This is a genomic window from Citrobacter braakii (genome assembly GCF_009648935.1).
Taxonomy (GTDB): domain Bacteria; phylum Pseudomonadota; class Gammaproteobacteria; order Enterobacterales; family Enterobacteriaceae; genus Citrobacter; species Citrobacter braakii.
The window spans coordinates 48,522-70,430 of the sequence record NZ_CP045771.1 but is presented as its reverse complement, the minus strand read 5'-3'; the positions used below and the strand labels follow the sequence as shown (position 1 = coordinate 70,430).

The following is a 21,909-nucleotide window of genomic DNA, read 5'->3' as shown; positions in this document are numbered from 1 at the left end:
AGCAACCGTTTGGCACTAAAGTAGTAAACGCGGAAGGGGAGAGGATACTTTACCAGTGTGCAGGTTTTGCTGCACCAAGATGGGTGAGGTGCTGATGCAGGCTGATACCCTCCGGGAAGATAAGATCAGGTGCGATTTCAGCGAGCGGCCACAGCATAAAACCACGGTTTTTCATGTCGTAGTGCGGCACGGTCAGACGTTCGGTGTTAATCACTTCATCGCCAAACAGCATAATATCGAGGTCCAGAGTGCGCGGCCCCCAGCGTTCGGCTTTACGTACGCGTCCCTGTTGCAGCTCAATGCGTTGGGTATGATTAAGCAATTCTTCGGGAGCGAGAGTGGTTTCCAGCGCCACGGCGGCGTTCAGGTAATCTGGCTGATCCTGTGGGCCTAATGGCGGTGTGCGGTAAAAGGAGGAAACAGCGACGATACGACTGTCGGGAATGTCGCCAATCGCTTTTACGGCAGCATTAACCTGCTCCAGAGGAGAGGCCAGATTACTGCCGAGAGCGATATAGGCGATGGTCACGCGGAACCTTCACGGCGCGGGGCGCGTTTACGCGGGCGACGATGACGACGGCGTTCCGGTTCTTCGTCGAGTTCGTTGAGCATGCCTTTTTGTTCCGGCGGTGCTGAAACCTGGAATTCTCCCCACCACTGCGCCAGACGCTGCAGTTCAGCGTTGTTTTCCACTTCGGCACGCAGGGCCAGCAGATCGTAAGCGGCGCGGAACTTCGGATGCTCCATCAGCTTCCAGGCGCGTTTGCCCTGGCGACGAGACATGCGTAGCTGCAACTGCCAGATATCACGGGTCAGCGAGGTCAGACGTTTCGGGATCGCCAGCGAGCGGCAGGCTTCATCCAGTACGTCGTTCATCGCCAGTGCGAAGGCATCGTAGTAAGCCAGACCGCTTTCCTGGGCAATTTTCTGCGCAGCTTCCAGTAACGGATACCAGAACATGGCGGCGAACAAGAACGCCGGGTTAACGCGCATATCATTGTGGATGCGGTTATCGGTATTCTTCAGCACCTGAGCGATGATGCGTTCCATTGGGCTGTCACCGTCTTCGGTGAAATAGCGCGTAATGGTGGGGAACAGCGGCTGGAACAGGCTGTACTCACGCAGTTTTTTATAGGTTTCATACCCATAGCCCGCCTGTAACAGTTTGAGTGCTTCTTCAAACAGGCGTGCGGGGGGAATATCGTTAAGCAGTGTTGCCAGACGCGGGATTGGCTCAGCGGTTTCCGGGCTGATACGCATGTCGAGCTTGGCGGCAAAGCGCACGGCCCGCAGCATACGTACAGGGTCTTCGCGGTAGCGCGTTTCCGGATTACCGATCAGGCGAACGATGCCCTCTTCGAGATCCTGCATGCCACCAACGTAATCACGCACGGTGAAATCGGCCACGCTGTAATACAGGCTGTTAATCGTGAAGTCGCGACGCTGGGCATCTTCTTCGATGGAGCCGAAGATGTTGTCGCGCAGCAGCATACCGTTTTGTCCGCGCTGTGAGGTTGTGCGATCGGACTCGCTGCCTTCATGATGACCACGGAAAGTTGCCACTTCGATAATTTCCGGGCCAAACATGACATGGGCCAGACGGAAACGGCGACCAACCAGACGACAGTTACGAAACAGTTTTCGCACCTGATCTGGCGTGGCGTTAGTCGTGACATCAAAATCTTTCGGCTTTTTGCCCAGCAAAAGATCGCGTACGCCTCCGCCAACCAGCCATGCCTCGTATCCGGCCTTATTGAGCCTGTACATTACCTTCAGGGCATTTTCACTGATATCTTTGCGGGAGATAGAGTGCTGCTCACGCGGGATTACCGTCATGTGTGGACGGGCGACGGCGAGCTCGGCCTCGCGCTCCTCGCGGCTTAGCACCTTGCGGCAAAAATTAGCGACTCGGGTAAAAATAGTGCACCTCGGTAGTGTCAAACTTCAATCAGAACAAGTGTTGCTGTGTAAAAATAGCGGCTAATCATAGCTCAGCATGATGCATTTGAGAATGGCGGATTTACGATCGCCGATTCTGGCACCGCTGTCAGACTCCAGTTTTCAATGGCAAACGTGAGAATCTGATCCACGCGCATCTCCTGCCACGGGATATCGGAGTGCTGGCCGAGAAAGCGCAGCGCAGCAACAATCACCGGGCGTGGATCGCCTTGCGGCAGTGCAGGTGCATGATTTTGTTTTGAAAGTTTAGCGCCTTGTTCGTTGAGCGCCAGCGGCAGATGAATATAGTCCGGCGCTTGCCAGCCGAACTGTTGATACAACGAAATTTGCCGTACCGTCGGTTCGATAAGATCGGCACCGCGCACAATTTCCGTCACGCCCTGGAAGTGGTCGTCTACCACCACCGCGAGGTTATAGGCAAACAGCCCGTCGCGACGGTGAATAATAAAATCTTCCTTTGCAAGCCGCGGATCAGCCTGAATCACACCGCGCAGTTGGTCCGTAAACTGCATCACCGGATGGCGTTGCTTAATGCGGACCGCCGCCTGTTCAGGCCCGTGGCGTAGCTCACGGCAATGACCGTCGTAAATACCGCCGACGCTTTGAATACGCGCGCGTGTACAGGTGCAGTAATAGCTCAGATCCTGCTGATGCAGCCAGGCCAGCGCCTCGCGGTAGGCGTCATGACGCTGGGATTGCCATAAAATATCGCCATCCCAGTGCAGCCCGTAATGTTCCAGCTGACGCAGAATCGTGTCTGCAGCACCGGGAACTTCACGAGGGGGGTCAATATCTTCAATGCGTACCCGCCAGATTCCGCGACGAGCACGAGCCTGCAGGTAACTCCCGAGGGCGGCAATCAGTGAACCAAAATGGAGTTCGCCAGAGGGGGAAGGGGCGAAGCGGCCAATATAATGTGAATCGCTCATTTTGCGGGCTAACAAATAATAAGGCGGGAGAAGCTCCCGCCTGAAGTAAACGTGGTAAAAATGACCGGAATTAACCTGCCATTTGTTTTTCGCGGATTTCTGCCAGCGTTTTACAGTCGATGCACAGATCGGCTGTCGGACGCGCTTCCAGACGGCGAATACCAATTTCTACGCCGCATGATTCGCAGTAGCCGAAATCTTCGTCTTCTACTTTCTTCAGCGTCTTCTCGATCTTTTTGATCAGTTTGCGCTCACGATCACGGTTACGCAGCTCAAGGCTGAATTCTTCTTCCTGTGCGGCGCGGTCCACCGGATCAGGGAAGTTAGCCGCTTCGTCTTGCATATGAGATACGGTGCGATCAACTTCATCCCTAAGTTGATTACGCCATGCCTCAAGAATACGCCTGAAGTGCGACAGCTGGGCTTCGTTCATATACTCTTCGCCCGGTTTCTCCTGGTACGGCTCCACCCCAGCGATGGCGAGAATACTCAGGGACGATGTTTTACGGTTTTGCCCTTCTTGCATGTTGCTTCTCCTTAACACGCACTATCGATCCCCATGTTCGGGGGAAAAATCAGGTCGCTATAAATAGCAGATGCTTTTCCGGATAGCAATTATCTAAACGTAACACTTGACAACCCTGTGAGGAAAAGCGTATTTGCCCACGCGCCCAGAATACTAATTAACCGAATGTTTACACCATTACAAGGTAATGGGCAACGGCTCTTTAAGAGTCATACCATGGGCAGAAAGTTCCGCTTTATAAACCAGAATTTCTACCCCCTTAAGCTGTGCTTCAACTAATAATTGCGCATATTTTGCATCGATATGGCGCGCGGGTGAAAACCGTGTAATGGCTGAATGCAACACCGCGAAAAATATCACCGCGCGCTTGCCTTCGGCCGCTACGCTCATCAATTCCCGAAGATGTTTCTGACCTCGTTCAGTGATGGCATCGGGAAAATAACCCTGATCTTTTTCCGCCAACGTGACTGATTTCACTTCAATATAGCAGTCAGGTCGGGAATCCGCCTGTAACAAAAAGTCGATGCGGCTCCCTTCGGCGCCGTATTTTACTTCACTTTTCAAGGTGCTGTAGTCTGAAACTTCCGAAATTAACGAACGCTGAATAGCCTCTTTCGTTAATCTATTGGCCCACAGCGTGTTAACACAAATAAGTGCACCGGATTGGGTTTGCGTTAATTCCCAGGTATGTGGATATTTTCGTTTGGTATTTTCTGATGTCGAATACCAGACAGTATCTCCCGGCGTTGCGCAGCCGGTCATCGCTCCCGTATTGGGGCAGTGTAGCGTTAACGTTGTGCCATCCGGTGTGATCACATCCGCTAAAAAACGCTTATAGCGCTGAATGAGCGTTGCAGGTTGTAAAGGTGGAGAAAATTGCATGAACAGTTCCTTTGATTATTCAGTCAGCGTCCAGCGTTGCAACTGCGTGTAACGCGTGCGTCCTCGCATGAATGAGGAGGAGTAAAGCCCAAACTCCGTTACCGGAAACGACCAGCCAAACCCTGGCGGAGGGATAGATACCGCGTGACCGGCGTCACGCAGCAGCGTGATATGCGGGTGAAAAGGCTGCGGGCTCTGGTGGCACCCACTGCGTGCGGCTTGTGCCCGCAACATGTTCGCCAACTGCAGCAGCCCGCGCGGCGGCTGACGCATTCCCAACCACACGACACGCGAGCGCAGCCATTGCCCGGCATCGTCGAGTTTGAGCGTAAAACCCGGCTGGCGAATACGCCCTGCAAGCTGCGTTAACGCATGCTGCTTCTCAGCGCTGACGTCGCCCAAAAAGGCGAGCGTCAGATGCAGATTATCGGCGGTGACGGGACGACCCGCTTCAGGGGGGAACTGCGCGGCCCGCCAGTGGATTAACTGCTCCCGAACCTCGCCAGGCAATTCAATCGCAAAGAACAGCCTTTTTGGCTCAGACATGATGGATACTCGGTTATGAATTAACGCGATGCTACAATGCAGCGCGAAGAATGTTAACCCTCTGGAGTCATTTGTGACGTCGTTGCCCGTTGCCGCCGTAGTGCCTGAACTACTTACCGCCCTTGATGCCTCGTCGCAGGTTTTGCTGACGGCGCCGACCGGTGCCGGGAAATCAACCTGGCTGCCGTTGCGACTCCTTGAACATCGCGGTATCAAGGGACGGATTATTTTGCTGGAGCCGCGGCGTCTGGCAGCACGCAATGTGGCGCAGCGGTTGGCGGAATTGCTGAATGAAAAGCCTGGCGAGACCGTGGGGTATCGCATGCGTGCGCAAAGCTGCGTAGGGCCGCTGACCCGCCTTGAGGTGGTGACGGAGGGGGTTCTGACGCGCATGATCCAGCGCGACCCCGAATTGACGGGCGTTGGGCTGGTCATTCTCGACGAATTTCACGAGCGGAGTTTGCAGGCCGACCTGGCGCTGGCGCTGTTGCTGGATGTGCAGCAAGGGCTGCGTGACGATCTGAAACTGTTGATCATGTCTGCCACTTTGGACAACGGGCGTTTGCAGCAGATGTTGCCCGATGCGCCGACGATCGTTTCTGAAGGCCGCGCTTTTCCCGTTGAGCGACGATATCAGCCGTTGGCGGCGCATCTGCGTTTTGCTGAAGCGGTAGCGATAGCGACGGCAGAACTCCTGCGCCATGAAAGCGGGTCGCTGCTGCTGTTTTTACCGGGTGTAGGGGAAATCCAGCGCGTGCAGGAGCAACTGGCAACGCGTGTGGGCAGCGATGTGTTGTTGTGCCCACTGTACGGCGCGCTGACGCTTGCCGAACAGCGTCAGGCGATTTTGCCCGCGCCGCAAGGCAAGCGCAAAGTGGTGCTGGCGACCAATATTGCCGAAACCAGCTTAACTATCGAAGGCATCCGATTGGTGGTGGACAGCGCCCAGGAGCGCGTGGCGCGATATGATGCGCGTACCGGTTTAACGCGACTGATTACCCAACGCATAAGCCAGGCCTCGATGACCCAGCGAGCGGGACGCGCGGGCCGTCTGGAACCTGGTATCTGCCTACATTTGCTTGCCAAAGAGCAGGCGGAAAGAGCGGCGGCACAGGGAGAACCGGAGATTTTACAGAGCGACCTGTCCGGACTGCTGATGGAGTTACTGCAATGGGGATGCACCGACCCTGAGCAACTGAACTGGCTGGATACCCCGCCCGCCATTAACCTGAAGGCGGCAAAGCGGCTGCTGCAGATGCTGGGGGCGCTTGAGGGTGACAGGCTCAGCGCCAGGGGGCAGAAAATGGCGACGTTGGGTAACGACCCCCGTTTAGCGGCTATGCTGGTTAGCGCCAACAATGACAATGAAGCGGCAACGGCGGCAAAACTGGCTGCGATTCTGGAAGAGCCGCCGCGCGGTAGCAGTACCGATCTGGCTGTAGCGTTTTCACGAAATCAGCCCGCCTGGCAGCAGCGCAGCCAACAATTACTGAAACGGCTTAACGTTCGCAGCGGACAGCCGGACAGCGCGCTGCTCCCCTCATTACTGGCGCAGGCGTTTGCCGATCGGATCGCGCGTCGGCGCGGGCAGGAAGGGCGCTATCAACTGGCGAATGGCATGGGGGCAATGCTGGATGCCGATGACGCCTCCGGACGCCATGAATGGCTGATTGCGCCGCTGTTACTGCAGGGCAGCGCTTCGCCGGATGCGCGTATTCTGCTGGCTCTGCCGCTGGATATCGAAGTGCTGATACAGGCATGCCCTGAACTGTTACAACAGTCTGACACCATCGAATGGGATGAAACTCAGGGAACGTTAAAAGCATTGCGTCGGTCGCGCATTGGCCAGCTAACGGTAAAAGTACAGGCGCTGGCCAAACCCTCGGAAGAGGAGTTGCACCTGGCGATGTTGAACGGCATTCGCGATAAAGGGCTAAGTGTGCTCAACTGGACGCCGGAAGCCGAGCAGTTTCGCCTGCGTCTGCAATGTGCGGCAAACTGGTTGCCAGAGTATAACTGGCCCGCGGTAGATGAGGATTCTCTGCTGGCGACGCTGGAGAGCTGGCTGCTGCCGCACATGAGCGGTGTGCACTCGTTACGCGCGTTAAAAGCGCTAAATGTGGGTCAGGCGTTGCGCGGTTTGCTGGATTGGTCAATGCTGCAACGTCTGGATAGTGAACTGCCAGCGCATTACACTGTGCCGACGGGAAGCCGGATTGCCATTCGCTATCATGAGGATAACCCTCCGGTATTGGCGGTTCGGATGCAGGAAATGTTTGGTGAAGCGAAGACCCCAACCATCGCCGAGGGGCGCGTGCCGCTGGTGCTGGAACTGCTGTCTCCGGCCCAACGACCGTTGCAGGTAACGAGCGATTTAAGCGCGTTCTGGCAGGGATCGTACCGTGAGGTGCAAAAAGAGATGAAAGGGCGCTATCCCAAACATGTCTGGCCGGACGATCCGGCGAATACCGCGCCAACGCGGCGAACAAAGAAGTATTCGTAATGAAACTGTAGGCCGGATAAAGCGAAACCGTCATCCGGTATAAACACGGCAGTAAATTGAGAGATTTCTTCTTCTGTTAACTGACGGAAGAACAGAGAATCGGGCCCTTGCGCCTGAATGTTGCGGAGAAAAAGCATGGCCGGGAATGACCGCGAGCCAATTGGACGTAAAGGGAAACCCTCGCGTCCGGTGAAACAAAAGGTGAGCCGTCGTCAACTCAGAGATGAAGAGTATGACGACGATTATGATGATGATGACTATGAGGATGAAGAACCGATGCCGCGTAAGGGTAAAGGCAAAGGGCGTAAGCCTCGTGGTAAACGCGGCTGGTTCTGGCTGCTGGTAAAACTGTCGATTGTTTTTTTGGTGCTGATCGCTATTTACGGCGTTTATCTGGACCAAAAAATCCGCAGCCGTATAGATGGTAAAGTCTGGCAGCTTCCTGCGGCAGTATATGGCCGTATGGTTAACCTTGAGCCAGAAATGCCGATCGGCAAGAACGAGATGGTGAAACTGCTGGAGGCTACGCAGTATCGTCAGGTGACGAAGATGACGCGCCCTGGCGAATTCACCGTGCAGGCGAAAAGCATCGAGATGATCCGTCGTCCGTTTGATTTTCCGGACAGTAAAGAAGGGCAGGTGCGCGCGCGTCTGACCTTTGATGGCGACCATCTGGATACCATCGAGAATATGGATAACAACCGCCAGTTCGGTTTCTTCCGTCTCGATCCGCGGCTGATTACCATGCTCTCTTCGCCTAACGGTGAGCAGCGCCTGTTTGTCCCGCGCAGTGGATTCCCGGATCTGCTGGTGGACACGCTGCTGGCGACCGAAGATCGTCACTTCTATGAGCATGACGGTATCAGCCTCTATTCCATTGGCCGCGCGGTGCTGGCGAACCTGACGGCGGGGCGCACGGTACAAGGGGCCAGTACGCTGACCCAGCAACTGGTGAAAAACCTGTTCCTGTCCAGCGAACGTTCCTATTGGCGTAAAGCCAACGAAGCCTATATGGCGCTGATCATGGATGCGCGTTACAGCAAAGACCGCATTCTTGAGCTGTACATGAACGAAGTCTATCTCGGTCAAAGCGGTGACAATGAGATCCGCGGCTTCCCGCTGGCGAGCCTCTACTACTTTGGCCGTCCGGTGGAAGAGCTGAGCCTCGACCAGCAGGCGCTGCTGGTAGGGATGGTTAAAGGAGCGTCAATCTATAACCCGTGGCGTAACCCGAAGCTGGCACTGGAGCGTCGTAACCTGGTGCTGCGCTTGCTACAACAGCAGCAGATTATCGACCAGGATCTGTATGACATGCTGAGTGCGCGTCCGTTAGGCGTACAGCCGCGTGGTGGGGTGATCTCACCGCAGCCCGCCTTTATGCAGATGGTGCGCCAGGAGCTACAGGCGAAGCTGGGCGATAAAGTTAAAGACCTCTCCGGCGTGAAGATTTTCACCACCTTTGATTCCGTGGCGCAGGATGCTGCAGAAAAAGCGGCGGTGGAAGGTATTCCGGTGCTGAAGAAACAACGTAAGCTGAGCGATCTGGAAACCGCGATTGTGGTGGTCGACCGCTTCAGCGGCGAAGTGCGTGCCATGGTCGGGGGGGCAGAACCGCAGTTCGCTGGTTATAACCGTGCGATGCAGGCACGTCGTTCGATTGGTTCTTTGGCTAAACCAGCGACCTATCTGACCGCGCTCAGCCAGCCGAAGCTGTATCGTCTGAATACCTGGATTGCCGATGCCCCGATTGCGCTGCGTCAGCCTAACGGCCAGGTGTGGTCGCCGCAGAACGATGACCGTCGCTATAGCGAAAGCGGAAAAGTGATGCTGGTGGATGCGTTAACGCGCTCAATGAACGTGCCAACGGTAAATCTGGGGATGGCGCTGGGCCTGCCTGCCGTAACCGATACCTGGCTGAAGCTGGGCGCGCCGAAAGATCAGCTTAATCCGGTTCCAGCCATGCTGCTGGGGGCGTTGAACCTGACGCCGATCGAAGTGGCGCAGGCGTTCCAGACTATCGCCAGCGGCGGGAACCGCGCGCCGCTGTCGGCGCTGCGTTCGGTGATTGCCGAAGATGGTACGGTGCTGTATCAGAGCTTCCCACAGGCCGAGCGTGCCGTTCCGGCGCAGGCGGCGTATATGACGCTGTGGACCATGCAACAGGTGGTTCAGCGTGGTACGGGCCGCCAGCTTGGCGCGAAATATCCTGGGCTTCATCTGGCAGGGAAAACCGGGACCACTAACAACAACGTGGATACCTGGTTTGCCGGGATCGACGGCAGCCAGGTAACCATCACTTGGGTGGGCCGTGATAACAACCAGCCAACCAAGCTGTACGGTGCCAGCGGTGCGATGTCGATTTATCAGCGTTATCTGGCTAACCAGACGCCAACACCGCTGGTGCTGACGCCGCCGGAAGATGTGGTGGATATGGGCGTGGACTACGACGGTAACTTCGTTTGTAGCGGGGGGATGCGTACGCTTCCGGTATGGACTACCGATCCTGATTCGCTGTGTCAGCAGGGTGAAATGATGCAACAGCCGACCGGGAATCCGTTCGATCAGTCAACGCCGCAGCAGCAGCCTCAACAGCAGCAGCAACAACCGGCGCAGCAGGAGAAGAAAGATAGCGATGGTGTCGCTGGCTGGATAAAGGATATGTTCGGCAGTAACTGATATTGCTCAAAACCCGCTTCGGCGGGTTTTTCTTCTTTGGTCCATTCTCAGGGCCGAATAACATTCCAGCCTAATTTATTAACCCTTTCTTTTCATCTGGTTATTTCTTAACCCCTCAGTTTTAGTAGGGACGCGTATTGCTTGCTATCTCGCCAGAGTTTCGAATATTATGCTGCCGTTATAATAATAATTCTCGTTTACGTTATCATTCACTTTCATCAGAGAAATACCAATGGCGCGTCTTAAAACTGCTCAGCCAAGTTCATCGCTGCGTAAAATCGCAGTAGTGGTAGCCACAGCGGTTAGCGGCATGTCTGTCTATGCACAGGCGGCGGTTGACCCGAAAGAAGAAACCATCACCGTAACTGCTGCTCCTGCCGCACAAGAAAGCGCATGGGGGCCAGCGGCAACCATCGCCGCACGACAGTCTGCTACGGCGACCAAAACTGACACCCCGATTCAAAAAGTTCCTCAGTCTATTTCAGTGGTCACCGCCGAAGAGATGGCGTTGCATCAGCCGAAATCAGTTAAAGAGGCGCTCAGCTACACGCCTGGCGTAGCCGTAGGTACCCGCGGCGCGTCTAACACCTATGACTACCTGATTATTCGCGGATTTGCCGCCGACGGCCAAAGTCAGAATAACTATCTGAATGGCCTGAAGATGCAGGGTAACTTCTACAACGATGCGGTAATCGACCCGTATATGCTGGAACGCGCTGAAGTGATGCGCGGTCCGGTTTCCGTTCTTTACGGAAAGAGTAACCCTGGCGGCTTGTTGAACATGGTCAGCAAACGCCCGACCACAGAGCCGTTAAAAGAAATTCAGTTCAAGATGGGCACTGACAGCCTGTTCCAGACCGGTTTTGACTTCAGCGATGCGCTGGATGACGATGGTGTGTACTCATACCGCCTGACCGGCCTGGCGCGTTCCGCGAATGCGCAGCAGCAGGGCGCGGAAGAACAACGCTACGCCATCGCGCCATCGTTCACATGGCGTCCGGATGATAAAACGAACTTCACCTTCCTCTCCTACTTCCAGAACGAGCCGGAAACTGGCTATTACGGCTGGTTGCCGAAAGAGGGGACGGTGACTGAGCTGCCGAACGGCAAGCGTCTGCCTACCGATTTCAACGAAGGTGCGAACAACAATACCTACTCTCGTAACGAGAAGATGGTGGGCTACAGCTTCGACCACGAATTTAACGACACCTTTACCGTGCGTCAGAACCTGCGTTACGCGCAAAACAAGGTTTCGCAGAACAGCGTGTATGGCTACGGTATGTGCTCTGACCCGCTCTATACAAAAGATCCGGCTAACAGTCCTTGCGCCAGCGTTCCTCAGTCCGAGTGGTCTCACACGCTGACTCGTCAGTATGTTGACGATAATGAGAAATTGCAGAACTTCGCTGTTGATACCCAGTTGCAGAGCAAATTCGCCACAGGTTCCCTGGATCACACATTGCTGACCGGCGTTGACTATATGCGGATGCGTAACGATATCAACTCCTGGTTTGGTTGGGCTGGTTCGGTAGCGCCTTCAGATATTTATAACCTTGATCGCAGCGACTTTGATTTTGGGGCGCATACTGGACCGGGTGCTGCCTACCGAGTTCTGAATAAACAGGAACAAACTGGCCTGTACGCTCAGGATCAGATGCAGTGGGATAAGGTGCTGGTCACTCTGGGTGGTCGTTACGACTGGGCTAAGCAGGACTCACTGAACCGTGTTTCTGGCGTGCTGGATTCCCGTGATGACAGACAGTTCACCTGGCGTGGCGGTGTTAACTACCTGTTCGACAACGGTGTGACTCCGTATTTCAGCTACAGCGAATCGTTTGAACCTAGTTCTCAGGTCGGGGAAAGCGGTAATATCTTTACTCCATCTAAAGGTAAGCAGTACGAAGCGGGCGTGAAGTATGTGCCGAGCGATCGTCCGATCGTGATCACCGGTGCTGTTTACCAGTTGACCAAAACCAACAACCTGATGGCCGACCCGAACGGATCATTCTGGTCAGTTGAAGGTGGTGAAATTCGCTCACGTGGTGTGGAAATTGAAGCGAAAGCGGCGCTGTCAGCCAGCGTTAACGTGGTCGGTTCTTATACCTATACCGATGCGGAGTACACCACTGACACCAACTACAAAGGTAACACGCCTGCTCAGGTGCCAAAACATATGGCATCACTGTGGGGGGATTACACCCTTTATGACGGCGCGCTTTCCGGGCTGACGTTGGGTACGGGTGTTCGTTATACTGGTTCCAGCTATGGCGATCCGGCAAACTCCTTCAAAGTGGGAAGCTATACGCTGGTGGATGCGTTAGTACGTTACGATCTGGCGCGCGTCGGCATGGCGGGTTCCAACGTGGCGCTGCATGTGAACAACCTGTTTGACCGTGAGTACGTCGCCAGCTGCTTCAATACCTATGGCTGCTTCTGGGGCGCAGAACGTCAGGTCGTTGCAACCGCAACCTTCCGTTTCTAATTTCTTTTTGGGCACGCTTTGCGTGCCCGTTTTACAAGTTGGCTGCTATGCAGGAAAACAGATCCCATCCCGACACCACTTTTGCGTTGCGTAATGTCTCCTTTCGTGTGCCTGGCCGCACGCTTTTGCATCCTCTCTCATTAACTTTTCCTGTGGGGAAAGTGACCGGCCTTATCGGTCACAACGGGTCCGGAAAATCGACGTTATTGAAAATGCTGGGACGTCATCAGCCGCCGTCGGAAGGTGAAATCCTGCTCGACGAACAGCCGCTGGAGAACTGGAGCAGTAAAGCGTTTGCCCGCAAGGTCGCCTATCTGCCGCAGCAGTTGCCGCAGGCCGAAGGGATGACGGTGCGTGAACTGGTGGCGATTGGCCGCTATCCGTGGCACGGGGCGCTGGGACGTTTTGGCGTTGCCGACAGAGAGAAAGTAGAAGAAGCTATTTCGTTGGTCGGCTTAAAACCGCTGGCGCACCGCCTGGTGGATAGCCTGTCCGGCGGAGAACGCCAGCGTGCGTGGATTGCCATGCTGGTGGCGCAGGACAGCCGCTGTCTGCTGCTTGATGAGCCGACTTCCGCGCTGGATATCGCTCATCAGGTTGACGTGCTGGCGCTGGTGCATCGCTTAAGCCAGCAGCGTGGGCTAACGGTGATTGCGGTGCTGCATGATATCAACATGGCGGCCCGCTACTGCGATTACTTAGTTGCGCTGCGCGGTGGTGAAATGATTGCGCAAGGAACGCCTGCTGAACTGATGCGCAGTGAAACTCTGGAACAGATTTACGGTATCCCGATGGGCATTTTGCCGCATCCGGCCGGTGCCGCACCCGTGAGTTTTGTCTATTAATGATTGAATTACATCATATTACCCGTCGGCGTCTGCTTACGGCGATGGCGCTCTCGCCGCTGCTGTGGCGGATGAATACGGCGTCCGCCGCGGCGATTGATCCGCAGCGTATTGTGGCGCTGGAATGGCTGCCGGTAGAGCTGTTGCTGGCGCTGGGTATTACGCCGTATGGCATTGCGGATATCCCTAACTACAAGCTGTGGGTCAGTGAGCCACCTCTACCGGACTCGGTGATTGATGTCGGGCTACGCACGGAACCCAATCTCGAACTGCTGACCGAAATGAAACCCTCGTTTCTGCTCTGGTCGGCAGGCTATGGTCCTTCCCCTGAAAAGCTGGCGCGTATTGCACCTGGTCGGGGATTTAACTTCAGCGACGGTAAAAAACCTCTGGTCGTTGCGCGACAATCGCTGCAGGAAATGGCGCAATTGTTCAATCTGCAGGCCTCTGCTGAACGCCATCTGACTGAGTACGATCGTTTTATTGCCAGCCTGAAGCCGCGCTTCATTCAACGCGGTGCGCGCCCTGTGCTTCTCACCTCCCTGCTTGATTCGCGGCATATGCTGGTGTTTGGCCCAAACAGCCTGTTTCAGGACGTGCTGGACGAATATGGGATCCCCAACGCCTGGCAGGGAGAGACAAACTTTTGGGGCAGCACTGCCGTGAGTATTGACCGTCTGGCTGCTTTTCAGGATGTCGATGTATTGTGCTTTGATCACGGCAACGATAAAGAGATGGCTGCACTGATGTCTACGCCGTTGTGGCAGGCGATGCCCTTTGTTCGCAGTGGACGTTTTCAGCGCGTGCCGGCCGTCTGGTTCTATGGCGCAACGCTATCGGCCATGCATTTTGCCCGCATTCTGGATAATGCGCTGGGAGGCAAAGCGTGAGTAAACGTATCGCGCTGTTCCCCATTCTCCTGCTGACGGTTCTGTTTGTTGCCGCCTGTTGGCTCACATGGGTTAACTTCTCCGTTGCGCTACCGCGCAGCCAATGGCAACAGGCTATCTGGTCACCGGATATCGATGCCATTAAACAGATGGTTTTCCACTACAGCCTGCTGCCGAGGCTGGCGATTTCGCTGTTGGTCGGGGCCGGGCTGGGACTGGTCGGCGTATTGTTTCAGCAGGTGCTGCGTAACCCACTGGCGGAGCCAACCACGCTAGGCGTTGCGACCGGTGCGCAGTTGGGCATTACCGTCACGACGCTGTGGGCTATTCCCGGTGCGCTCACCACGCAATTTGCTGCGCTGGCAGGTGCTTGTGTCGTTGGGGCGCTGGTGTTTGGCGTCGCCTGGGGCAAACGTCTTTCTCCGGTGACGTTAATCCTTGCCGGACTGGTGGTCAGCCTGTACTGCGGGGCGATTAACCAGTTGATGGTTATCTTCCATCACGATCAACTGCAAAGCATGTTTTTATGGAGCAGCGGCACGCTAACCCAAACCGACTGGAGCGGCGTACAGCGACTGTGGCCACAGCTGCTGGGCGGCGTGATGCTGACTCTGCTGCTGTTGCGTCCAATGACGCTGATGGGACTGGATGACGGCGTGGCGCGTAACCTCGGTCTGGCGTTGTCGCTGGCGCGCCTGGCGGCCTTATCGCTGGCGATTGTCATCAGCGCCTTGCTGGTTAACGCGGTTGGGATTATCGGCTTTATTGGCCTCTTTGCACCACTGCTGGCGAAAATGCTCGGCGCGCGGCGTCTGTTGGCGCGTCTGATGCTGGCCCCGCTGATTGGTGCGTTGATCCTCTGGCTCTCTGACCAAATCATTCTGTGGCTGACCCGCGTATGGATGGAGGTCTCTACCGGTTCGGTGACTGCGCTGATTGGTGCGCCATTGCTGCTGTGGTTGTTGCCGCGCCTTAGAAGTATGAGCGCACCGGATATGAATGCCAGCAACCGTATCGCCGCGGAGCGTCAGAATGTACTGATGTTTGCGCTGGCGGGCGGGGTGGTTTTGCTGCTGACTCTGGTGGTGGCGCTGTCGTTTGGCCGCGATGCGCACGGCTGGACATGGGCCAGTGGCGCGATGCTGGATGAACTGATGCCCTGGCGCTGGCCACGTATTCTGGCGGCGTTGATTGCCGGGGTTATGCTGGCGGTAGCGGGCTGTATTATTCAGCGTCTGACCGGAAACCCAATGGCTAGCCCGGAAGTTCTGGGCATTAGCTCCGGCGCGGCATTTGGCGTGGTGTTAATGCTGTTTCTGGTCCCCGGAAATGCCTTTGGCTGGCTGCTGCCCGCAGGGAGCCTCGGGGCTGCGGTCACCTTGCTTATCATTATGATTGCCGCCGGGCGCGGTGGTTTTTCGCCGCACCGTATGCTGCTGGCAGGGATGGCGCTCAGTACGGCGTTTACTATGTTGTTGATGATGCTGCAGGCCAGTGGCGATCCGCGTATGGCGGGCGTGCTGACCTGGATCTCCGGCTCAACCTATAACGCGACGGGCGAACAGGTACTGCGCACCGGGATTGTGATGGTTATCCTGCTGGCGCTGACGCCGCTGTGCCGTCGTTGGCTGACGATTTTACCGCTCGGCGGCGATACGGCGCGTGCGGTGGGTATGGCGATCACGCCGTCACGCGTGGGGTTACTGCTGTTGGCTGCGGGGCTAACGGCGACAGCAACCATGACCATTGGACCGTTGAGTTTTGTCGGGCTGATGGCTCCGCATATTGCCCGAATGATGGGTTTTCGTCGAGCGATGCCGCATATGCTGATTTCGGCGCTGGCGGGAGGTGTGCTGCTAGTCTTTGCTGACTGGTGCGGCAGGATGGTGCTGTTTCCGTATCAGATCCCGGCAGGATTACTGTCGACGTTTATTGGCGCGCCGTACTTTATCTATCTGCTACGTAAGCAGAGTCGCTGAGGTTAATCTCTTCCATTTAGGCTGCGTCGCCATCCGGCAATAAAAAAGCCGGGTGGCGGCTTCGCCTTACCCGGCCTACGTTATTTCTGGACGTTCTCTTTTACAATTTCGCAAACACCCGGCGCGCGGCGTCGATGGTGTTATTGATATCGTTTTCACTGTGCGCGACGGACATAAAGCCCGCTTCGAAGGCGGACGGCGCCAGGTAAATCCCTTCATCCAGCATCATGTGGAAGAAACGCTTGAAGCGTTCAACGTCGCATGCCATCACATCCTGATAGCAGGTCACGGTTTCTGCATCGGTGAAGAAAATCCCGAACATCCCGCCCACATGGTTAACCACCAGCGGAATATTCGTCTCTTCGGCGGCTTCCAGCAGACCTTCCGCCAGACGCGTCGTCAGTTCGTTCAGCGTTTCATGAATACCTGGCTGGGCCACTTCGTTCAGACAAGCAAAACCTGCTGCCATCGCAATCGGGTTACCTGAAAGCGTACCCGCCTGATAAACCGGACCGGTTGGCGCCAGCGCGTCCATCACATCACGGCGACCGCCGAATGCGCCAACGGGCATCCCGCCACCGATGATTTTGCCAAGGCAGGTCAGATCCGGAACGACGCCGTAATAATCCTGCGCACCGGCCAGCGCCACGCGGAAACCGGTCATGACTTCATCGATGATCAACAGTGCGCCAAACTCATCACACAGGGCACGCAGGCCCGGCAGGAATTCTGGCAGCGGCGGGATGCAGTTCATGTTGCCTGCGACCGGCTCAACGATAATGCAGGCGATCTCCTGCGGATACTGTTCAAATGCCGCACGAACTGAAGAGAGATCGTTGTAGGTGCAGGTCAGGGTGTGTTTCGCAAAATCGGCTGGAACGCCCGGGGAGTTTGGCTGACCCAGCGTTAACGCGCCGGAACCAGCTTTAACCAGCAGGCAGTCGGCATGACCGTGATAGCAGCCTTCAAATTTGATGATCTTATCGCGACCGGTGAAACCGCGCGCCAGACGGATTGCGCTCATCGTCGCTTCCGTACCGGAGTTCACCATACGCACCATATCCATGGTCGGCACAAGTTCAGTGACCAGCTCCGCCATTTTCACTTCCATCTCGGTTGGCGCGCCGAAGCTTAAACCGCGTTCTGCGGCTTCAATCACCGCATTGCGAATTGCCGGGTGGTTATGGCCCAGTACCATCGGTCCCCAGGAACCGACGTAATCGACATACGCTTTACCATCGACATCGTACAGATACGCGCCGTCCGCTTTTTCGATAAACAGCGGAGTACCACCCACGCCAGTAAAGGCGCGAACGGGGGAGTTAACGCCGCCAGGGATAAGTTCGCGTGCTGCGCTGTAGAGATTTTCAGACTTACTCATGGATGGGGTCCTGGTTCGTAGAAAAAGTAAATGCCCGCTATTCTAGTTATTCAGAGAAGGTTATGAAAGTTTTACGCATTTGAAACAATGCGATTTGCAGGGGATTTTCGTGAAATGTGCGAGTAGAATGCCGATTCCGTATTTGTATTACCAATTAATGATCATCTGATGAAGACTGACTCTCCCTCTTTTGAAGCACAACAAATTGTGCGTTTACGCCGCAGGGATCAAATCCGTCGACTCCTGGAACGCGACAAAACGCCGTTGGCGATCCTGTTGATGGCCGCCGTTGTCGGTACCGTGACGGGGCTTGTTGGCGTGGCATTTGAGAAAGCGGTGACCTGGGTGCAAAATCAGCGCATTGGCGCCCTGGCCCAGGTTGCGGACCATGCCATTCTGCTGTGGCCGCTGGCGTTTATTCTCTCTGCATTGCTGGCGATGGTCGGCTATTTTCTGGTTCGTAAATTTGCGCCGGAAGCGGGAGGCTCGGGGATCCCTGAGATTGAAGGCGCGCTGGAAGAGCTACGACCTGTGCGCTGGTGGCGCGTTCTGCCGGTGAAATTTATTGGCGGCATGGGCACGCTGGGAGCCGGTATGGTGCTCGGGCGAGAAGGGCCGACCGTACAGATAGGCGGGAACATTGGGCGCATGGTGCTGGATATTTTCCGCATGCGCAGCGCTGAAGCGCGACATACCCTGCTGGCCACCGGTGCGGCTGCGGGTTTGTCGGCGGCGTTTAATGCGCCTCTGGCGGGGATCCTGTTCATTATTGAAGAGATGCGCCCGCAGTTTCGCTATAACCTCGTCTCGATCAAAGCCGTGTTTACCGGCGTTATTATGTCGAGCATCGTGTTTCGTGTGTTCAACGGTGAAGCACCGATTATTGAAGTCGGGAAGCTGTCTAATGCACCGGTAAATACGCTGTGGCTGTATCTTGTGCTGGGGCTTATTTTTGGCTGTGTCGGGCCGTTGTTCAACACCATGGTGTTGCGTACCCAGGATATGTTCCAGCGCTTCCACGGCGGTGAAATTAAAAAATGGGTGCTGATGGGCGGCGCGATTGGTGGCCTGTGCGGGATCCTGGGATTAATTAAACCGGAAGCGGCAGGCGGCGGGTTTAACCTGATTCCTATCGCCGCGGCGGGTAATTTTAGCGTCGGTTTACTGCTGTTTATATTTATTACCCGGGTGATCACCACGCTGCTGTGCTTCTCTTCCGGCGCGCCCGGTGGGATTTTTGCCCCGATGCTGGCGCTGGGTACGTTACTTGGCACCGCGTTCGGTATGGCCGCGGCGGCCTCTTTTCCACAGTATCATCTGGAGGCCGGAACCTTTGCCATTGCCGGAATGGGGGCTTTGCTGGCGGCTTCGGTACGTGCACCGCTAACCGGTATTGTACTGGTGCTGGAGATGACCGATAACTATCAGCTCATTTTGCCAATGATTATTACCTGTCTTGGCGCAACACTATTAGCCCAATTTATGGGTGGAAAGCCGCTATACTCGACTATCCTTGCCCGCACGCTGGCAAAACAGGAAGCGGAGCAAGCGGCAAAAAGCCAGAGTACCGCCGCTGGCGAGAATACTTGAACGAAATACCAGGGTATTAGATAATGGCCTTAACCATTGGGTTATAATTTGCCCAATTGCCAATGTCGTTTGGAGCAAAATATGAGTGATGACGTAGCGCTGCCACTGCAATTTACTGAAGCAGCAGCCAATAAAGTAAAAAGCCTGATCGCTGACGAAGATAACCCGAATCTGAAATTACGCGTGTATATCACCGGCGGTGGTTGCAGCGGTTTCCAGTACGGTTTCACCTTTGATGATCAGGTGAACGATGGTGATATGACCATTGAGAAACAAGGTGTGGGTCTGGTGGTTGATCCGATGAGCCTGCAATATCTGGTGGGCGGCGCGGTTGACTATACGGAAGGTCTGGAAGGTTCCCGCTTCGTTGTGACTAATCCCAATGCGAAAAGCACCTGCGGGTGTGGTTCTTCTTTCAGCATCTGATTGCTGCCTGTAATACCGATGGTCTGATGGTGTAGGCCCGGTAAGCGTAGCGCCACCGGGCAATGTGCCGGTTGGCGGCGTAAACGCCTTATCCGGCCTACATGTTCTGCATCATCACATCAACGCCCGTTATCATCCAGTGCAAACGTCGGCAATTTCAAATGCCAGCGAATGGCGGCAAGCCTAATCAGCAGGGTGACGATCATCCCCATCATACTGGCGTTTTCCAGCGATACATTAAAGGTATAAAACGCTGTCGCATGCACGATCCCGCCGATAATACATGCCGTGGCGTAGATTTCGGTGCGCAGAATCATCGGGACTTCACGAGCTAACACATCGCGAATGATCCCGCCGCCGACGCCGGTAATCACCCCCATACAGATCGCCACCAGGGGGCCCGTCCCGGCGAGAAATGCTTTATTGACGCCAATCCCCACGAACACCGCCAGGCCAACGGCATCCAGCACCGGAAGGATCCACTTCGGTAAACGTCGTGGCTGACGTACCAGCAGGATTGTCAGCATGCTGGTGATCATTGCCACCACCAGATCAGTGGGATCCTTAACCCAAAATACCGGCCCATGATCCAGCGCCATATCGCGGATCGTTCCGCCGCCAACGGCGGTAACCACCCCGAGGACCAGGACGCCAAACGGGTCCATTCGCAATTTTCCGGCCAGTAAGACGCCAGAGATAGCAAATACCGCGGTGCCGACAATATCCAGCCAATAGACGAGCATTTTTAAATCCTCACAACAGACCTGGTGGGGGCAGGCGCTAATTTATCTGTGAAAGCGCATTACAGAGTTGTTTTGCGGCGAGGATAATACGCGGGCTCGCGCGTTCGAACCAGTCACTATTAAGTGTAATAATGGGTATTTTTAGCTGGTTTCCCCAGTATTGTTCAATTTTCAGAGTTTCGCCTGGCCCTCCGGTTGCAACAATAGCCTGGGGCGCTCGTGCCAGGACCTGCTCACGGCTAACCTGTGGCCAGGGGACCCGACTGCCGGCAAAGATGTTTTCTCCACCGCATACCTCAAGAACTTCGTGCTGAATGGAGCCTTTTCCACTGGTAAACAGAGGATTTGCGCCAAACTGGAGAAACACGCGTTTTTTCGGTTTGTTGGCATACCGAGATTTTAGTAAAGCATAGTCATCAAGCATGGTTTGCGCCGCCTGTTTTGCCTGCTCAGGCTTTGGGCTCCACGCTGCCAGCTGGCGGAGCGCATCGGCGACCTGCTCGATGGTAACGGCGTCCACCCAGATGACCTTAATTCCCAGGGCGGTCAGTTGATTCACCTGCCGCTCAGCATTTCCCCCGCGCCAGGCGACGACTAAATCCGGTTTAAGCGCCACAATGCGTTCAAGGTTCATACCTTGCCAGGTGGAAACCTCCTCGATATTTTTGGCCGCTGGCGGGTAGTTTGAGTAGCTACTGACGCCTACAGGTGTAATGCCGGCGGCAAAGGCGAGTTCGGTATTGGCTGGAGAAAGCGTCACAACACGCGGTGCGGCGTACAGGAACGCCGGAAGAGTGAAAAGCAGGGCGACCAGCGCCCTGGAGAGTAATTTAGCCATGCGCCAGTTTCTGTACCAGCGTTTCAACCATCAGGCTTGACTGTTTCGCGGCAACAACCAGGAACTCGTCAAAGCTGAGATGGGACTGCTGATCGGCGACGTCAGAGATGGCGCGAACCACGACAAACGGCACATTGAAGTTATGGCAAACGTGCGCAATCGCGGTCGCTTCCATCTCAACGGCAATGGCCTGCGGGAAGTTATGCTTAATTTTAGCCAGGCCCACGGAGCCATTAATGAAGGCATCGCCGCTGACGATTAGTCCGCGAACGGCGTTCAGATTGAGTTGCGCAATGCAGGATTCTGCTGCAGCAATCAGCGCAGGATCGGCTTTAAAACCAGCCGGGCAGCCCGGTAACTGACCAAATTCATAGCCAAAGGCGGTAACGTCGGCATCGTGATAGCGCGCTTCGTCAGAAACCACAATATCGCCGACTTTCAGCGTAGAGGCCAGGCCGCCCGCGGAACCGGTGTTAATGATGGCATCCGGCTTGCAGCGTTCAAGCAGCAGCGTAGCGCCCAGCGCCGCCGCCACTTTACCGATACCTGATTTCAGTAGCGCAACCTCTGTACCGTTCAGTTGGCCGGTGTAAATTTCACAACCGCCGAGAGAGAGGGTCTGACGGTTTTCGATTTTGTCACGCAGTAGCGTAACTTCTTCTTCCATTGCACCAATGATGCCGATTTTCATAGATTTACTCGCGATAAGCCAGA

18 protein-coding genes and 1 pseudogene are annotated in these 21,909 nt (G+C 55.5%); 9 read left to right on the top strand and 10 right to left on the bottom strand.

Annotated features, from left to right (window positions below; genetic code table 11):
* Window positions 1-49: 49 nt before the first annotated feature.
* From folK to thpR, 6 genes are all read right to left on the bottom strand, one after another.
* On the bottom strand, window positions 50-529 hold the full coding sequence (folK, locus tag GFC06_RS00305; RefSeq protein ID WP_019078392.1) for a 2-amino-4-hydroxy-6-hydroxymethyldihydropteridine diphosphokinase: 480 nt from the start codon (window positions 527-529) through the stop codon (window positions 50-52).
* On the bottom strand, window positions 526-1,920 hold the full coding sequence (pcnB, locus tag GFC06_RS00300; RefSeq protein ID WP_203457720.1) for a polynucleotide adenylyltransferase PcnB: 1,395 nt from the start codon (window positions 1,918-1,920) through the stop codon (window positions 526-528). Before pcnB ends, folK begins: the two co-directional genes overlap by 4 nt.
* Window positions 1,921-1,991: 71 nt before the next feature.
* Complete coding sequence (gluQRS, locus tag GFC06_RS00295) at window positions 1,992-2,888, bottom strand: tRNA glutamyl-Q(34) synthetase GluQRS (protein ID WP_016155714.1); 897 nt, start codon at window positions 2,886-2,888, stop codon at window positions 1,992-1,994.
* A gap of 70 nt (window positions 2,889-2,958) precedes the next feature.
* Window positions 2,959-3,414 carry an RNA polymerase-binding protein DksA gene (gene dksA / locus GFC06_RS00290; protein ID WP_003018625.1) on the bottom strand — a complete coding sequence of 152 codons (456 nt, stop codon included), beginning with the start codon at window positions 3,412-3,414 and terminating at the stop codon, window positions 2,959-2,961.
* Between the two features lie 177 nt (window positions 3,415-3,591).
* The gene (gene sfsA, locus GFC06_RS00285; RefSeq protein ID WP_016151742.1) at window positions 3,592-4,296 is read right to left on the bottom strand and encodes a DNA/RNA nuclease SfsA; all 705 of its coding nucleotides are present in this window, start codon (window positions 4,294-4,296) and stop codon (window positions 3,592-3,594) included.
* Between the two features lie 15 nt (window positions 4,297-4,311).
* Window positions 4,312-4,842 (bottom strand): RNA 2',3'-cyclic phosphodiesterase, encoded by a 531-nt coding sequence (thpR, locus tag GFC06_RS00280; protein ID WP_153689713.1) that lies wholly within the window; start codon window positions 4,840-4,842, stop codon window positions 4,312-4,314.
* A gap of 73 nt (window positions 4,843-4,915) precedes the next feature.
* On the opposite strand from thpR, the gene hrpB reads away from it, so the two are divergent.
* The 6 genes from hrpB (at window position 4,916) to fhuB (ending at window position 16,217) form a co-directional block, all read left to right on the top strand.
* Window positions 4,916-7,345, top strand: coding sequence for an ATP-dependent helicase HrpB (gene hrpB, locus GFC06_RS00275; RefSeq protein WP_194831208.1), 2,430 nt, complete (start codon window positions 4,916-4,918; stop codon window positions 7,343-7,345).
* Window positions 7,346-7,480: 135 nt separating this feature from the next.
* Entirely contained in the window at window positions 7,481-10,021 is a 2,541-nt protein-coding gene (mrcB, locus tag GFC06_RS00270) for a bifunctional glycosyl transferase/transpeptidase (protein ID WP_016151745.1), read from the top strand.
* Between the two features lie 232 nt (window positions 10,022-10,253).
* Complete coding sequence (gene fhuA, locus GFC06_RS00265) at window positions 10,254-12,503, top strand: ferrichrome porin FhuA (protein WP_153689711.1); 2,250 nt, start codon at window positions 10,254-10,256, stop codon at window positions 12,501-12,503.
* Window positions 12,504-12,550: 47 nt separating this feature from the next.
* Window positions 12,551-13,348 carry a Fe3+-hydroxamate ABC transporter ATP-binding protein FhuC gene (gene fhuC / locus GFC06_RS00260; protein ID WP_003845793.1) on the top strand — a complete coding sequence of 266 codons (798 nt, stop codon included), beginning with the start codon at window positions 12,551-12,553 and terminating at the stop codon, window positions 13,346-13,348.
* Window positions 13,348-14,238: a Fe(3+)-hydroxamate ABC transporter substrate-binding protein FhuD gene (gene fhuD / locus GFC06_RS00255; RefSeq protein ID WP_019078397.1), complete on the top strand. Its 891-nt coding sequence runs from the start codon at window positions 13,348-13,350 to the stop codon at window positions 14,236-14,238. The genes fhuC and fhuD overlap by 1 nt, the downstream gene beginning before the upstream one ends.
* Entirely contained in the window at window positions 14,235-16,217 is a 1,983-nt protein-coding gene (gene fhuB / locus GFC06_RS00250; protein WP_137367174.1) for a Fe(3+)-hydroxamate ABC transporter permease FhuB, read from the top strand. Before fhuD ends, fhuB begins: the two co-directional genes overlap by 4 nt.
* A 100-nt stretch (window positions 16,218-16,317) precedes the next feature.
* Here the strand turns inward: fhuB and hemL are convergent, their stop codons facing one another.
* Window positions 16,318-17,598 (bottom strand): glutamate-1-semialdehyde 2,1-aminomutase, encoded by a 1,281-nt coding sequence (hemL, locus tag GFC06_RS00245; protein WP_103766817.1) that lies wholly within the window; start codon window positions 17,596-17,598, stop codon window positions 16,318-16,320.
* A gap of 168 nt (window positions 17,599-17,766) precedes the next feature.
* On the opposite strand from hemL, the gene clcA reads away from it, so the two are divergent.
* The 3 genes and pseudogenes from clcA to erpA all read left to right on the top strand — a co-directional run bounded on the left by clcA (window position 17,767) and on the right by erpA (window position 19,614).
* Window positions 17,767-19,188, top strand: coding sequence for a H(+)/Cl(-) exchange transporter ClcA (clcA, locus tag GFC06_RS00240; protein WP_019078400.1), 1,422 nt, complete (start codon window positions 17,767-17,769; stop codon window positions 19,186-19,188).
* Window positions 19,189-19,211: 23 nt separating this feature from the next.
* Window positions 19,212-19,277: pseudogene (gene yadW, locus GFC06_RS23225) on the top strand (small protein YadW).
* Window positions 19,270-19,614, top strand: a complete 345-nt coding sequence (erpA, locus tag GFC06_RS00235; protein ID WP_003018581.1) for an iron-sulfur cluster insertion protein ErpA — start codon at window positions 19,270-19,272, stop codon at window positions 19,612-19,614. Before yadW ends, erpA begins: the two are co-directional and overlap by 8 nt.
* A gap of 119 nt (window positions 19,615-19,733) precedes the next feature.
* Here erpA and GFC06_RS00230 read toward each other — a convergent pair whose 3' ends face one another.
* Genes GFC06_RS00230 through mtnN form a run of 3 tightly spaced genes read right to left on the bottom strand, consistent with a single transcriptional unit; the run spans window position 19,734 to window position 21,886 of the window.
* Window positions 19,734-20,357 carry a TRIC cation channel family protein gene (locus GFC06_RS00230; RefSeq protein ID WP_006686772.1) on the bottom strand — a complete coding sequence of 208 codons (624 nt, stop codon included), beginning with the start codon at window positions 20,355-20,357 and terminating at the stop codon, window positions 19,734-19,736.
* A 37-nt stretch (window positions 20,358-20,394) separates the two neighbouring features.
* Window positions 20,395-21,195 carry a vitamin B12 ABC transporter substrate-binding protein BtuF gene (gene btuF, locus GFC06_RS00225; RefSeq protein ID WP_016155723.1) on the bottom strand — a complete coding sequence of 267 codons (801 nt, stop codon included), beginning with the start codon at window positions 21,193-21,195 and terminating at the stop codon, window positions 20,395-20,397.
* A complete protein-coding gene (mtnN, locus tag GFC06_RS00220) occupies window positions 21,188-21,886 on the bottom strand; it encodes a 5'-methylthioadenosine/S-adenosylhomocysteine nucleosidase (RefSeq protein WP_016151752.1) in 699 nt (232 codons plus the stop codon). Before mtnN ends, btuF begins: the two co-directional genes overlap by 8 nt.
* Window positions 21,887-21,909 lie beyond the last annotated feature (23 nt).

Excerpts from the sequence above, each read along its gene's own strand:
- fhuC (WP_003845793.1), top strand. The coding sequence starts at position 12,551 with ATGCAGGAAAACAGATCCCATCCCGACACCACTTTTGCGTTGCGTAAT.
- mtnN (WP_016151752.1), bottom strand. The coding sequence starts at position 21,886 with ATGAAAATCGGCATCATTGGTGCAATGGAAGAAGAAGTTACGCTACTG.
- sfsA (WP_016151742.1), bottom strand. The coding sequence starts at position 4,296 with ATGCAATTTTCTCCACCTTTACAACCTGCAACGCTCATTCAGCGCTAT.
- erpA (WP_003018581.1), top strand. The coding sequence starts at position 19,270 with ATGAGTGATGACGTAGCGCTGCCACTGCAATTTACTGAAGCAGCAGCC.
- fhuA (WP_153689711.1), top strand. The coding sequence starts at position 10,254 with ATGGCGCGTCTTAAAACTGCTCAGCCAAGTTCATCGCTGCGTAAAATC.
- gluQRS (WP_016155714.1), bottom strand. The coding sequence starts at position 2,888 with ATGAGCGATTCACATTATATTGGCCGCTTCGCCCCTTCCCCCTCTGGC.
- mrcB (WP_016151745.1), top strand. The coding sequence starts at position 7,481 with ATGGCCGGGAATGACCGCGAGCCAATTGGACGTAAAGGGAAACCCTCG.
- btuF (WP_016155723.1), bottom strand. The coding sequence starts at position 21,195 with ATGGCTAAATTACTCTCCAGGGCGCTGGTCGCCCTGCTTTTCACTCTT.
- dksA (WP_003018625.1), bottom strand. The coding sequence starts at position 3,414 with ATGCAAGAAGGGCAAAACCGTAAAACATCGTCCCTGAGTATTCTCGCC.
- fhuD (WP_019078397.1), top strand. The coding sequence starts at position 13,348 with ATGATTGAATTACATCATATTACCCGTCGGCGTCTGCTTACGGCGATG.
- clcA (WP_019078400.1), top strand. The coding sequence starts at position 17,767 with ATGAAGACTGACTCTCCCTCTTTTGAAGCACAACAAATTGTGCGTTTA.
- GFC06_RS00230 (WP_006686772.1), bottom strand. The coding sequence starts at position 20,357 with ATGCTCGTCTATTGGCTGGATATTGTCGGCACCGCGGTATTTGCTATC.
- hemL (WP_103766817.1), bottom strand. The coding sequence starts at position 17,598 with ATGAGTAAGTCTGAAAATCTCTACAGCGCAGCACGCGAACTTATCCCT.
- thpR (WP_153689713.1), bottom strand. The coding sequence starts at position 4,842 with ATGTCTGAGCCAAAAAGGCTGTTCTTTGCGATTGAATTGCCTGGCGAG.